The organism is Trichocoleus sp. AS-A1 (assembly GCF_039962015.1).
Taxonomy (GTDB): Bacteria; Cyanobacteriota; Cyanobacteriia; order Cyanobacteriales; family FACHB-T130; genus FACHB-T130.
The window spans coordinates 24,293-37,170 of the sequence record NZ_JAMPKG010000046.1 but is presented as its reverse complement, the minus strand read 5'-3'; the positions used below and the strand labels follow the sequence as shown (position 1 = coordinate 37,170).

Annotated in this window: 14 protein-coding genes and 1 tRNA gene; 5 read left to right on the top strand and 10 right to left on the bottom strand. The window is 47.9% G+C overall.

Translation table 11 applies throughout. The annotated features are described in order from the left end of the window. Nucleotides 1-84 precede the first annotated feature (84 nt). The 4 genes from NC994_RS24460 to sfsA all read right to left on the bottom strand — a co-directional run bounded on the left by NC994_RS24460 (nucleotide 85) and on the right by sfsA (nucleotide 3,710). Nucleotides 85-504 carry a hypothetical protein gene (locus NC994_RS24460; protein WP_190434630.1) on the bottom strand — a complete coding sequence of 140 codons (420 nt, stop codon included), beginning with the start codon at nucleotides 502-504 and terminating at the stop codon, nucleotides 85-87. Then, nucleotides 505-1,812 (bottom strand): DNA methyltransferase, encoded by a 1,308-nt coding sequence (locus NC994_RS24455; RefSeq protein ID WP_190434627.1) that lies wholly within the window; start codon nucleotides 1,810-1,812, stop codon nucleotides 505-507. It abuts the gene before it with no gap. A gap of 42 nt (nucleotides 1,813-1,854) precedes the next feature. Then, nucleotides 1,855-2,775: an NAD(+) kinase gene (locus tag NC994_RS24450; RefSeq protein ID WP_190434638.1), complete on the bottom strand. Its 921-nt coding sequence runs from the start codon at nucleotides 2,773-2,775 to the stop codon at nucleotides 1,855-1,857. 173 nt (nucleotides 2,776-2,948) lie between these two features. Beyond that, nucleotides 2,949-3,710 (bottom strand): DNA/RNA nuclease SfsA, encoded by a 762-nt coding sequence (gene sfsA / locus NC994_RS24445; protein ID WP_190434624.1) that lies wholly within the window; start codon nucleotides 3,708-3,710, stop codon nucleotides 2,949-2,951. Between the two features lie 129 nt (nucleotides 3,711-3,839). Between sfsA and murJ the strand changes: the two genes are divergently transcribed. Further along, nucleotides 3,840-5,456 (top strand): murein biosynthesis integral membrane protein MurJ, encoded by a 1,617-nt coding sequence (gene murJ, locus NC994_RS24440; RefSeq protein WP_190434621.1) that lies wholly within the window; start codon nucleotides 3,840-3,842, stop codon nucleotides 5,454-5,456. Between the two features lie 132 nt (nucleotides 5,457-5,588). Continuing rightward, nucleotides 5,589-5,849, top strand: coding sequence for a nitrate/nitrite transporter NrtS (gene nrtS, locus NC994_RS24435; RefSeq protein WP_190434618.1), 261 nt, complete (start codon nucleotides 5,589-5,591; stop codon nucleotides 5,847-5,849). Between the two features lie 99 nt (nucleotides 5,850-5,948). Here the strand turns inward: nrtS and NC994_RS24430 are convergent, their stop codons facing one another. The 3 genes from NC994_RS24430 to moaC all read right to left on the bottom strand — a co-directional run bounded on the left by NC994_RS24430 (nucleotide 5,949) and on the right by moaC (nucleotide 7,255). Then, a complete protein-coding gene (locus tag NC994_RS24430; RefSeq protein ID WP_190434615.1) occupies nucleotides 5,949-6,257 on the bottom strand; it encodes a DUF3181 family protein in 309 nt (102 codons plus the stop codon). A gap of 102 nt (nucleotides 6,258-6,359) precedes the next feature. Next, nucleotides 6,360-6,677 (bottom strand): 2TM domain-containing protein, encoded by a 318-nt coding sequence (locus NC994_RS24425; RefSeq protein ID WP_190434612.1) that lies wholly within the window; start codon nucleotides 6,675-6,677, stop codon nucleotides 6,360-6,362. A 68-nt stretch (nucleotides 6,678-6,745) separates the two neighbouring features. After that, nucleotides 6,746-7,255, bottom strand: coding sequence for a cyclic pyranopterin monophosphate synthase MoaC (gene moaC / locus NC994_RS24420; RefSeq protein WP_190434609.1), 510 nt, complete (start codon nucleotides 7,253-7,255; stop codon nucleotides 6,746-6,748). Between the two features lie 34 nt (nucleotides 7,256-7,289). On the opposite strand from moaC, the gene NC994_RS24415 reads away from it, so the two are divergent. Continuing rightward, nucleotides 7,290-7,363 (top strand) — tRNA-Arg (locus tag NC994_RS24415). Between the two features lie 57 nt (nucleotides 7,364-7,420). Here the strand turns inward: NC994_RS24415 and NC994_RS24410 are convergent. Genes NC994_RS24410 through NC994_RS24400 form a run of 3 tightly spaced genes read right to left on the bottom strand, consistent with a single transcriptional unit; the run spans nucleotide 7,421 to nucleotide 10,442 of the window. Then, nucleotides 7,421-8,683, bottom strand: coding sequence for an MFS transporter (locus NC994_RS24410; protein WP_190434606.1), 1,263 nt, complete (start codon nucleotides 8,681-8,683; stop codon nucleotides 7,421-7,423). Nucleotides 8,684-8,705: 22 nt separating this feature from the next. Continuing rightward, the gene (locus NC994_RS24405) at nucleotides 8,706-9,731 is read right to left on the bottom strand and encodes a glycosyltransferase family 2 protein (protein WP_347276571.1); all 1,026 of its coding nucleotides are present in this window, start codon (nucleotides 9,729-9,731) and stop codon (nucleotides 8,706-8,708) included. Nucleotides 9,732-9,755: 24 nt separating this feature from the next. After that, the gene (locus tag NC994_RS24400; RefSeq protein ID WP_190434604.1) at nucleotides 9,756-10,442 is read right to left on the bottom strand and encodes a C40 family peptidase; all 687 of its coding nucleotides are present in this window, start codon (nucleotides 10,440-10,442) and stop codon (nucleotides 9,756-9,758) included. Nucleotides 10,443-10,523: 81 nt separating this feature from the next. Here NC994_RS24400 and NC994_RS24395 point away from each other — a divergent pair, with 81 nt between their 5' ends. Together NC994_RS24395 and NC994_RS24390 are read left to right on the top strand one after the other, a co-directional pair. Next, nucleotides 10,524-11,465 carry a serine hydrolase gene (locus NC994_RS24395; RefSeq protein WP_190434601.1) on the top strand — a complete coding sequence of 314 codons (942 nt, stop codon included), beginning with the start codon at nucleotides 10,524-10,526 and terminating at the stop codon, nucleotides 11,463-11,465. A 390-nt stretch (nucleotides 11,466-11,855) separates the two neighbouring features. Further along, nucleotides 11,856-12,824, top strand: a complete 969-nt coding sequence (locus tag NC994_RS24390) for a hypothetical protein (RefSeq protein ID WP_190434598.1) — start codon at nucleotides 11,856-11,858, stop codon at nucleotides 12,822-12,824. The last annotated feature ends 54 nt before the right edge of the window (nucleotides 12,825-12,878 follow it).

The following is a 12,878-nucleotide window of genomic DNA, read 5'->3' as shown; positions in this document are numbered from 1 at the left end:
CCGAGCTGCTATGGATAATAATTACATGCTCAAGATTTTGGCTGCTTGTTTAACCCAAATTGATCAGAACTCTCAACCCGCTTGTCAATAGCATTTGAGATGCGCTTGCCCTGCACCTAAAAAGGGGCGCAGGTGACTATAAGTTTCTGCAAGTGGAAGAAGCGCTCCTTCAATTTCTTGAGTTTTGTTCCTAGAATGCTTAGTGTAGCGTCGCCATGCAGTCTCAATAAATGCTGCTGGAAGCCCACGAGTATGTTCTGTGCCTCCCCGTTCAAGTACATAGTCAAGGTCATGAGAATTTCCATAGCGATCTTCCCATGAAACCTTTTTAATAGACCTTGCCTTGCGCTTCTTTTGATAGTCTAAGTAAAGACCTTGTTCATTAGCGACTTCCTGAAGCCTCTCTCGAATAAATTCTTGGATTAGATTTCCAAGAATCTGACCCCATTTATGTGAAAATGACTCTGCCACTCTTGCTGTTAAAAAATATTTTTGTTGTAACACTTATCCCCGAACCCACAAGCGACCTTCACAGAGAGGAACGTTGTGCTTTCGATTTTTCCACTTCACATTTCGGTCACGAGTCTTCTCAAACGTGAAGGATTCAAATCCTGCCGATTGTGCTAGCGCACCCATCCACTCAATCACCGGGATATAAATTCCATAAGGAGCAGAATCGCCAACAACAAAGCAAACAGTGGAAGGATGTTGGCAGACTCTGCGAAGTGCTATCCAAACTCTAGCAATGTCCAAAAAATAGCACGCAATCATCAGATGATAATTTTTTTTCCCACCGTGCAAATGACGTTCTTTAGCCAGCGTGTGGCAGATTTGAATAATACTCGATTGGATTGGCAATAGTTCAGGAGATGCTAAAACTTTATCCAAATTTACACTCTTATTTGTTACGTGCTGTGAACATGAGCGAATTAGAAATTGCCGCACAGTTTTCTGAAGGTCTCCCCAACCTGCAATTTCTCCCATAAAACACATTTCCAGTCGTGTAGGATCTGCATAATCATAGTTGTTTGCATAGGGTGGTGAGGTGATTACCAAGTTTGCAAAGTTATCAGGGACACCAATACAAGTCCGAGCATCAGACTGAATAAGCTTAGCCTGAGAAACTGCTGTTTTTCCTACTATTCTCATGTCTGTGGCAATCGTTTCTGCCATAAGTTGAAAAGCTGACTTTGGTTCTAGAGTTGAGCTTTTCGTTTTGCGAGGTAAAATGTACTGCCAAGGTGCAGTACCTACATGAGAAACATGACGGAGAATAACAATGAGCGTTAGCCAGGTTAACTGAGATTGCGGAGAATTATCTGCTAATTTCTCCCAAGCTTGACGCAAGCAATCTAGAGATTCCAGTGATTCGTTGGTGAAGCATTTACGGATCAAGGGAGGATAATTTTCTACACAGCCTTGCAGAGTTTCAGCACATCTTATGACCTTCGTTGTATGTTGAATAAAAGCATCTAGGTCAGTTTGATATAACAGCTTTGCTTTGGCTACACGAGCAACGAAAGGATGCGCTTCAATCCCGTAGCATTCGACCCCTATTTTCTCAGCAGCTAGCAAAGTCGTACCCGCACCAGCAAATGGATCGAGGACAGTGACCGTTTCCTGTTTCTTGGCTTTAGTGATGATAGTTTCAACCCATTGAGCAGAGAACCCCGCACTGAACCTAAACCAGCGATGAACTGGCAATTTCATGTTGTCCGCAAAAGTTGAAAAGTTGCTAAAGCATTCAGGATTGAAAGGTGGTGAGACTGGCGATCCAACTTCCCAAAATTGCAACTCTAATTGTTTTGTCATGTAGATATTGAGTGTTAGACTGCCTGAGTTTTAAAGTGAATTTCAATTTCGGTGATTGTTACTGTACCGGATTCTCGCTCCTGCCCATTGCAACTTTTCACGGAGTGTCTGGTAATAGGAATAGTTTTCCCGCAAAATAATGAACTTTGCGAGGCAATTTGCCATGCGAATGTCTACACGCTGTCCGGGCCAAATGGCAGTTGCCAAGACGCCATCCATCCATAGTTTAGTGTTTAACTCGTAGTCAGCTAAAGGCCAAACGCTGACGACAGAACCAGAAGGGATGACAATTGGGCGACTCGCCAGACTTAGCGGGCAGATGGGCGTAACGGTAATCGCTTCCATGCCAGAGTGGACAATCGGGCCATTGGCAGAAATAGTGTAGCAAGTGGAGCCAGTGGGAGTAGAAACAATCAGTCCATCTCCCTGATATTGATCGACCACCTCTCCATCAATTTCCATTTCTAAGATGGAAGTAATCATGCGGTCGGCGGAGGCAGGTTTGATGCACATTTCATTGAGTGCCAGGTAGCGATCGCTCACGGGTTCTAAATTCGTGCGGTTCCCCTCAAATAACGCCGCCTGTAACATCATCCGCCGTTCAAGGGCATAGCGATCCTCGCTTAACCTGTCCCAAACTCGCTCAGTATCTTCAAATTCCTCAAACGGCTGGGTTAAAAATCCCAGGTGTCCCCCTACATTCACCGCCAAAATCGGTATTCCTTCGGGTGCGAGATGCCGTACTGCCGCCAAAGCCGTACCATCGCCGCCCAATACTATCGCCAAATCGATTGGATGCATTGCAGAAGCCAAAAACACTGGGTAGGGGTTATCCTTCGCCCCACTCGGCCCCATGAGTACGTGGCAATTGCGTTTTTCCAGTTGTTTGGCGCATTTTTCTGCCCAGCTGCGGCTGAGGGGATCTCCCGCCTTGTGTGCAATGATGACGTTTTTTAGCTCCAATTTGCCTTTACTCAATCGAGGTTAGCTATTTTTCAAGATACCTATCGCTCTGCATTTGGGCTACCTTTCCGTTTTTTAACCCTATCCCTGCCGTTGCCCGTGAACGGGCAACCATATTCCCCTCTCCGTTCACGGAGAGAGGTTAGGGGTGAGGTTCCACTCTTTAGGCATCGCTATTCTGGCAAAGATAAGCAAGATGTCTGCGTGGGCATTGAAGGCAGAAAATCTGCTAAGCCCAAGTAGCGAATCCCTTCTGGGGTAACTTCAAAGCGACAGGGTAATACTTCCACCCCTTGGGCGATCGCATCGCGCAACAACTTCCCATACAGGGGATCGGTACTGTCTCCAGGAGCAAAATGAGTACAGTCGCCGCGATTCACAAAATAAAGCATTACCGCCCGCATCTGAGGAATTAACGCGGTCAATTCCCGCAGATGCTTTTGTCCTCTTGTCGTGACTGTATCGGGAAATAGCACCAGTTTCCCTTGCGCCCAAGTCGTGCTTTTGACTTCTAAATAAATGGGTAAATCGGAGTCATTCCCAGTCAGTAAAAAATCTACCCGGCTATTTTTTTCTACTCCATAGGGCACCTCAAAGCGAACTTGGCTGTAATTGCCCAATATTGGGAACAGGAACTTTTCTAGTGCTAACTTAACGACCCGATTAGGCAAAGCTGTATTCACTCCCACCCAAGTCGGTTCAGTATCGTAAACTTGAATCATTTCCCACGTATACGGCAATTTCCGCTTGGGATTGTCGCTATACGACACCTGCACGGGGCTACCGGGCGTTGAAACCCCAGTCATTGGGCCGGTATTTGGACAATGGGCGGTGATTACCTCTCCAGAAGCTAGTTCAATATCGGCAAAGAAACGCTTGTAGCGTTTGAGCAAAATTCCGGATGAGAGAGTCGGGTAGCGGTAGAGCCAATCCATAGTATTTTTAACGCAGAGGTAAGCCAGGGAAATCGTAAAGGAGCGCAAAGGAGATTTTAACTTGGCGTACCTTGGGGTTAACCTTTGCGTTTAAATAAGATGAGCCAATTGAGGGATTGTTAACCGTTCGTGACTGAAAAGCAGAAAACCGCTCGGACACTCGCGAGCATTGCCGGAATTGTGGCAGTTGCTACGCTGATTAGTAAAATTTTTGGGTTAGTGCGCCAACAAGCGATCGCCGCCGCTTTTGGCGTGGGTGTCGTTGCCGATGCCTACAACTACGCTTATGTGATTCCTGGCTTTTTGCTGATCTTACTGGGCGGCATCAATGGCCCTTTTCACAGTGCGATTGTCAGCGTTTTAGCCAAGCAGCGCGACAAATCGGAAGCCGCGCCCCTCGTGGAGACGATTACAACACTCGTAGGCGGGATACTCCTACTCGTCACGATTGTCTTAATCGTGTTTGCGGGTGTGTTTATTAACCTAGTGGCACCCGGTTTAAGCGAGACGCCGCAAGGAATGCAAGTGAGAGCGATCGCCATCCAGCAGTTACAGATCATGGCTCCGATGGCGCTGATGGCTGGGCTGATTGGGATTGGTTTTGGCACCTTAAATGCGGCAGATATGTACTGGCTACCCTCGGTTAGCCCCTTATTCTCCAGCATTACCGTAATTGGTGGACTGGCAGTTTTGGCGCTACAAGTCGGCAACCAAATTACCCTACCCCAATACGCTGAAGTAGGAGGACTGGTGTTGGCGGGGGGAACCCTTGCCGGTGCCGTGTTGCAGTGGCTAGTCCAACTTACTGCCCAGTGGCGGGCTGGCTTAGGCAAGTTACGCCTGCGATTTGAATGGAATCAGCCGGGGGTTAAGGAGGTCTTGAAGGTGATGGGACCGGCGACGCTTTCCTCCGGGACGCTGCAAATTAACCTCTACACCGATTTATTTTTCGCCTCGTATATCCCCACAGCAGCGGCTGCCATGACCTATGCGGGGCTTCTCGTTCAAACACCTCTAGGAATTATCTCGAATGTCATTTTAGTCCCCCTGCTGCCGGTTTTTTCGCGACTCGCTGCCCCTGAAGATTGGCCCGAACTCAAGCAGCGGATTCGCCAAGGATTACTGCTGACTGCGATTACTATGTTGCCTTTGAGTGCCCTGATGATGACGCTAGCCGTCCCCATCGTCCAAGTAATCTATCAACGCGGAGCCTTTAAGTCTAGAGCATCTGAGTTGGTTGCTTCATTGCTGATGGCTTATGGGATTGGGATGTTTGTCTACTTGGGGCGAGATGTACTGGTGCGGGTATTTTATGCCTTGGGCGATGGAGAGACGCCCTTTCGCATCAGTATCGTGAATATCTTCTTCAATGCTCTGCTAGATTTTATTCTTGTTCAACGTTTTGGGGCACCCGGTTTAATTTTATCCACGGTGATGGTGAATACCATTTCAGTCGTGGCACTCATTTGGATGTTGAATCGCAAGCTTAACGGCTTGCCTTGGCAAGAGTGGAGTTTGCCAATTTTGGGTTTGACAGGTGCTAGCTTTGTAGCTGGTTTAGCGACTTGGGGTGTCAGTAAAGGTTTTCAACAAGTCTGGAATGCGAATGGGTTGCTGGTGCAGTTATTGCAGCTAAGTTTAGCCGCTTTTGTTGGCTTGATCGTTTATGCTTTCTTGGCAAAGCAGCTAAATTTGCCAGAAGTCGATATTTTTGTCTCGCGGATTCGCCAGCGCTTCGGGAGATAGCGATCGCACTTGAACCAGCTCAATTAGGTGTATGAAACAATACCAAACTTGAAGAGGAAGGTGTGATATCTAACAGTAAGTCGAGATGAGTATTGAAGCTTGGCTCATCTAGCTTAGCGATCGCAACCCTGAATGAAGACACTTAAAGCATATGTTGTCAGCTTATTTGACAAAGAGTTTATCCCGACTGGATTAAAAACGGCTGTATTTGTCGGGACTCTCTTGTTTTTGATCAATCACGGGTTTGCCTTTTTCCGAGGCGAAATGACGCGCGATCGCTGGATTTCTGGATTGCTGACCTACCTAATGCCTTATCTAGTTAGTGTTTACGGTCAATACGCTTATCGTCGCAAGTTAATCAAAACTTCTGCGTATCAAACTAAACATTTTTAGTCATGCAACTCGCTCTTGCTAATCCTTTTATGGGCGAGCCGGTAAAACCCCCAAACCCCCTCTCTGGCAGAGAAGGGGAAGGGAAAAGCGACAGCTTGTTTATAGACTGCGCTGGAATTCTTCCAGAAGCTCCATCAGGTTTACCTGGCACTGCGTAGGCAACAAATCTACTAAGGGAACTTCCCGCTTCCCGCCGCCTAACTTGACAGGAATCCCTTGCAGGACTTTCGACACCTGATTTTCATCTACAGAATTATCAGCCAGTAGGGGGTACAACTTTTCTGCTACAACCGTATGCAGCTTGGCATCTCGCAAATAAAGGTGCCATTTAGCCACATCGATGTAAACGTTTTCGCCAATTTCAGCGGCGAGAGATTCAATTGCTTCGGAAGTGTTGGTTCTAGCCATAGGATTTACTTTGGTTATGCGGATAGGGAATCTAATGCTTTCATTGCAGTTGATCCCCGTCCGAGTTTGAATCCACGAAAAGCAAGAAACAGGGATCTATCTTTAGGTAGTTTTTTTGGATTTTTCTTTGGTTTTGGGCTGGAATCCTAAACCAGCACTGGTATTTCCAGATTCTGTTACTGGGTCGGAATAATCTGCGAGTGCAAAGATATACAGAGCGTGGGTAGCTAAGACTAACGCCCATCCGCCTGTCACCCAGGTTGCCCAAGGCCATGTAGCATTCTGCAAGTTGTGGAAAAACCACAAGCCAGAATTACAGGCACCAAAAATCGCCACATGGATGGCAAAATTCATTCTATCGTCGAGGCGACGATAGGCGGGGTCATTGCGGTCTGGTTTGCGAGGCCAACGAGGAGGCATGGAAGTGATGAATTATAAGTTATGAGTTATGAGTTGTTAGCGCTAACAACTAAATTCATTCTAAGCCGCTAACTGCCCTGTCCCTGGCGAAGGTAATCTCCCGACTTGCCACCCGTCTTACTCACCAAGCGAATCGATTCAATCACCATCCCCTTTTCCAGGGCTTTCGCCATGTCGTAGAGGGTGAGTGCCGCGACGGAAACGGCTGTTAGTGCTTCCATTTCCACGCCAGTTTCCGCCTTGGTGACGACTTCCGCTTGAATCTGATATCCCGGCAACTGGGCGTCAGGCACGATCTGAACTTCTACTTTATGAATTGGCAAGGGATGACACAGGGGAATTAGCTGAGAAGTCTGCTTTGCTGCCATAATCCCAGCCAATCTCGCAGTTCCCAATACATCTCCTTTCGGCGCGTTCCCCGCCTGAATCGCCTCAAATGTCTCTAGCAACATCCGCACTTGTGCCGCAGCAACAGCATGGCGTCGAGTTTGTTCTTTGCCGGAAACATCCACCATCTGAGCCTCACCGTGGGCATCCAAATGAGTGAGCGGTTGATTTTGAGAAAAATTTTGCATCATACGGTTAGGCTATGCTATTATAAATTTCTGGCAAGGGCTTGTAGCTCAGTGGACTAGAGCACGTGGCTACGGACCACGGTGTCGGGGGTTCGAATCCCTCCTAGCCCGTTACTAAGTAAAAAAGAAAAAGGCAAAAGATTCTTTCTTTTGCCTTTTTTCTTTGGATTATGCCTCACTTTGTAGCCCAACCTTATTCAAGGCATAAACATCCTTTTCTCTGCCAAAGGCGAAGCGGAGGGAATGGGATAAATTTTTGCTCGATAGGGTAGCGAAGATAATCAGCGCCAGGAATGAAATAACTGTTGTAATACTAAACATTGCTCGGTAGCCAATGGGTTCGGCAATGGAACCCAAAACAGGACCCGCGATCGCTATCCCGACATCAAACCCCGTGATGCACAAAGCGAAAACTCTGCCTCGTTCTTGGGGAGAGGAACGGTCGGAAATCAAGGCAATCATCATCGGCAGTAATGTTCCCGCTCCTGCGCCTTCCAAAAAACCGCCTACTAAAAAGCTACGGGCAGTGTAAGCATGAGACAGCATCAGCATTGCCAATGCATAGCTGAATATACTGCCAGTGATAAAAATTCCGCGTCCGTAACGGTCAGAAGCGCGACCAATGATGATGCGGGAAATAAAAGACGCGATCGCGGCGGCTGTGTAAAATAACCCCGGATTTAAGTCAACTTCGGCATCTTTAATAAATAACGGGACGAAGGTACTCAACGCTCCAAACGCTACACCAACCAGCAACAACACTAAAGCTGGAATCCTTAGACGAGGGCTTGCCAGAAGTCGCCAAAATTGTTGAGTTTCGGATGAACCGGCAGAGGAATCGGTTGTCTCGTGGACGATTCGGGGTTCTTTGACTTGATTGGCACAAACTAAACCGATCGCTCCTAGCCCGCAAGAGAGCAGAAACAACGGCGTGTAACCAACCCCAGCTTGGATATAACCCCCAACTGCTGGCCCTATCGCCATCCCAACTGGCGTTACCAAGCTCATGTAGCCAATTAACTCACCCCGCTTGGAGAATGGGGACAAATCAACCACCAAGGCGCTGTAACCAGTCGTGAAAGCGGCAATGCTAATCCCGTGGAACGCTCGCAGCAGCATTAACAGGGGAATTGATTTAACAACTAGATAGCCCAAAGGCGCGATCGCTGCCACGGTCATGCCAATCAGCAAGACCACCTTGCGACCGCGTCGATCTGCCAAACGCCCCAGCCACGAACGACACAGAACCAATCCGAGGGCAAATGACCCCATGACAATCCCAATCTGCTGCGTCGTGCCACCCACATCCTCGATATAGAGCGGCAGCGTCGGGAGCAAGGAAGCCATACTAGACCAAAATAATAGCCCAGCCGTAAATAAAACCAACAGATTGCGGCGACTGGGCGGCTCTAGCGTCCAAAAAACTTTCAAAGCTTAATTCCTTCTTACACTTTTAGCCTTCCCTTTGTTTACTATTGTTAACATTCCCCCCAACAACTTCCCTCACCCGATAGATTGGTCTGCCCTGAGACTCGTGATAAGTTCTCATTAACAATTCTGCAAGCAGTCCAAAAGAAAACAATTGCACACCCGTCACTAGCAGTACGACCGCCAGAATCAATAACGGGCGATCGCCAATGCTCTGACCGAAACCCACTTTTAAAATCGTTAAATACAGACCGAGCAGCGTCCCCAATGCCATTGCAATAATGCCAAACAGCCCAAAGACGTGCATGGGGCGGGTGAGGAACTTTTTCATAAAGTAGACGGTTAACAAGTCCATCACGACTCGGAATGTCCGCCCCAGCCCATACTTACTGCTTCCATAGCGGCGGGCATGATGCCCTACTGGCAGCTCAGTAATTCTTGCCCCCTCAATGAACGCCAAAGCTGGTAAAAATCGGTGCAATTCCCCATAAAGATTCATATCCGCCACCAATTCTGAGCGGTAGGCTTTTAGGGAACAACCGTAATCATGCAACTCTACACCCGTGACTCGCCCAATTAACCAGTTAGCGATTTTAGACGGAAGCAGACGAGTCAGGGCGGCGTCCTGTCGTTTCTCACGCCAGCCACTTACCAAGTCATAGCCTTCTTCTAACTTTGCCAGGAGCCGGGGAATATCCGCTGGGTCATTCTGCAAATCGCCATCCATTGTGATAATCACCTTGCCTCGCGCATAGTTAAACCCCGCAGACATTGCTGGAGTTTGACCGTAGTTTCGACGCAGAAACACTGCTTTTAAGTTTTTGTGGGTTTGCACTAGAGATTTCAGCAATTCCGCTGAACCATCCTTGGAACCATCATCCACGCAAATAATTTCGTAGTTCAGATTCGTCTCAATTAAAGTGGTTGCGATCGCTTCAATTAGGTGGGGTAAACTCTCCACCTCGTTATAAACCGGCACTACTACGGAAATATCAGGGATACCGTCAGCGGAAATTTCGCTCTGCGTTACCAGTCTTTCAGGAATTAACACGATTGCCTCCCACCTTTTGATGTCTTATTGTCGTTGTGGTTGATAACTGGCAACCACTCGCCCACCAGAGCGCAGTTGCCGAAAATACGACTGACTAATCGAATCTCCCTGTTCCGAAAGGACATCAATCCCAATTCCATTACGACCTTGCTCTTGACCGGAACTATGGATATAACGTCCTTCTCCCAGGTATAAAGCAACATGGGTTGTTCTATCGCCGATGCCAAAAAAGATTAAATCACCTGATTGTAGCTCTTGAATCGCAATCGATTCTGTAAAAGCTTCCTGCTGATAGGAATCTCTCGGCAACCAAATCCCAGAGGCAGAAAAGGCGGCTTGCATCAGCCCGGAACAGTCATAATTTGGCCCAACTGTTCCGCCCCAGAGATAATAATTCGGCTGTTGCATCGCCGCTTGCATAAAGGCAATAACTTGGGGTAAGCGATTTTGAATTTCTGTTGGGGAGATAGTGTAAGCCCGCAAGGGCGTTTGTGCCTCTTCAATCTCCTTGAGGTCTTGAATTTCCACCCAGCCGGAATAGTCATCTTCACACAGACAAACCTGGATAGATGAATCTAAATCTGTCTTTGGCGACAAAATCCGCAAGTGACGCCCGATTGCTGCCTGAGTTGCCAAACGAGTACAACTAGGGGAATCATAGAGGTTTAGATTGACTCGACATTGGTACTCGCGGAATGAGTCATGGGTCATGGGTCAGTGGTTGTTGGTCAGTGGTACAAACTATTGAACAATTGACAATTGATAACTGACAACTGATAACAACTAATAAAAATGACATTTTTTCACAAAGACGCACAACTAGAAAAATTAGGCGATCGCATTTTAGAAGCAACTTGGGCAGAATTTCCGGGATTAGCCCGCAACCAAATTGCCTTAACCTGGGTAGTCTACGATCCCCCAGTGCCCGTCAATACTGGCGGTGCCCTTAGTTCAGAGGAATTCTGGAAATATCCAGTCCGGGGCTTTAGCTATCGCGGCGTCGAGAGAATCTTTCCTGCCAGCATCGTTAAACTGTTTTATCTGGTTGCTGTACAAGAGTGGCTGGAACAAGGAATGATCCAAACTTCCTCGGAGTTAGAGCGAGCCATCCGCGACATGATTATTGATTCCAGCAACGACGCCACCAGCTTAGTGCTGGATGTATTGACTGGCACTACTAGCGGTCCAGAGTTGCCGCCAGGGCCGTTTGAAACCTGGCAGTTGCAGCGCAATATCGTGAATCGCTACTTTCAATCCCTCGGTTGGACAGAGATGGAAACCATCAATGTCAATCAAAAACCTTGGGGTGACGGTCCCTATGGGCGAGAGCGGGCATTTTTAGGGGAGATGCGGGAAAACCGCAATATGGTGACGACCAATGCCACGGCGAGGCTCATACATAGCATTGTCGGAGGCGTTGCAGTTTCCTCCGGGCGATCGCAAGCAATGATGGGACTGATGAAACGCAGCCTCCATGCAGAAGACGATGAAGCCCCCGATGAGGAAAATCAGGTGCGGGGTTTCTTAGGTGGCGGACTGCCTCCAAATGCCCAATTGTGGTCTAAAGCCGGTTGGACAAGCCAAGTTCGCCACGACGCCGCTTATATCGAGCTACCATCACGGCACCCTTATTTGTTGATTGTGTTCACTGAAGGCAAAGCAAATAGTAAAAACAAAGCGATTCTCCCCTTTGTTTCCCAGCAAGTTGTCGCGGCAATGGACAGCCTTACCTAGTACAATCTGCGGTTACAGAGGCGAGCTTCATCAATCACGAAGAAACCCTTTTTATTGTAAAAAAGGGTTTCTTCGTCATCAAAATCAAAATAAGCGATTGGTCGCATCCCAAGCCTTTATCAGAGAAATTGCGATCGCTGCTTTGGAGATAAAGCCTAGGAATCGGGAATAAAAATCTCTCTTATCACCCTCTGACCCTCTTTATTCCATTTCACCTGTCAACATCAATTTCGTCGAATAATAGCCACTTTCAGCGCATAATCCTTCCTTGGTGGGTAGCAAATTCTTTTAAAATTTCCTAAATTGACGACAGGGAAATATAATTTCCGAGAGAATAGGCAATTAAGGTTGGCTTTCGTAGATTTTTGAGGAAGTTTTTGAGGAGTGACCGTGAATACAATCTTTTCTAAGCGTGTTTCTTTCTTACTAGGTCTGACCGCACTGACAGTTTTCAGCGGTGGCTTGTCAGCTACAGCCCAGTCCACTGCCACAGTCATTGACCAAAAGACTCCTGCGGTCGTTGAGACTTCAGAACCTGCCGCATCTGAAGCGATCGCTGAGCCAACAGTAATGGGTATGCCAGTTGTCAAGCCAGTTGTCAAGTCGGCAGATGTCACACCGATTACCCAATCAACTGTTCCGGCTGCACCACAAGTCCCGGCTGCACCGCAAGCCCCGGTCTCAACACAATATAATCTGAGCCAACAGCCGGTCATTCTCTCTGAGTACCAAGATGCAACGCTGGTTGAAGAAAGCGCAAAGCCCGTGGCTTCAGAGCCTTCCTCCTTGGCAGCGGCTGATGATACTGCTACTACGCAACCATTTCCCGGCGTAACCACTTCTGCTGCCGCTCTCGCCGCACCACAGCAACCAACTGCTGAAACTCCAAACTTACCCAATGACTCTGAGGTTGCTCAAACCGATATCGAACTCGGTCGAACCACCCGTGCCGGTCGCAGCTACGTCGGGGTTGGCTTCAATATTGGTTTCGGGGGTGATAGTGCTTTGGGCGATGGTAGTTTCGCCGTGATCAGCAAAATTGGTCTAACCAATACGTTGTCTGTACGCCCTTCCGTGCTACTCGGTGACGATACGACCTTTCTGCTTCCAGTGACTTACGACTTTAACATCCGACAGTCAGATCCGTTTGAACCCGTCAGATTCGCCCCTTACGTGGGTGGCGGTGTCACGATTTCCACGGGTGATGACAGCGACATTGGTTTCCTGGTTACGGGTGGCGTCGATGTACCTTTGACACGGCAATTTACAGCAAATGCAGCTCTAAATATCGGATTTCAAAGCGATGAAGTGCCAGTGGGACTAATTCTGGGCGTGGGTTACACCTTCCCTGGTTTCTAGAGAAGGTAAAAATCAAAGGCAAAAGACAGCAGAAAAATTTGGTTTCTCCTGTTT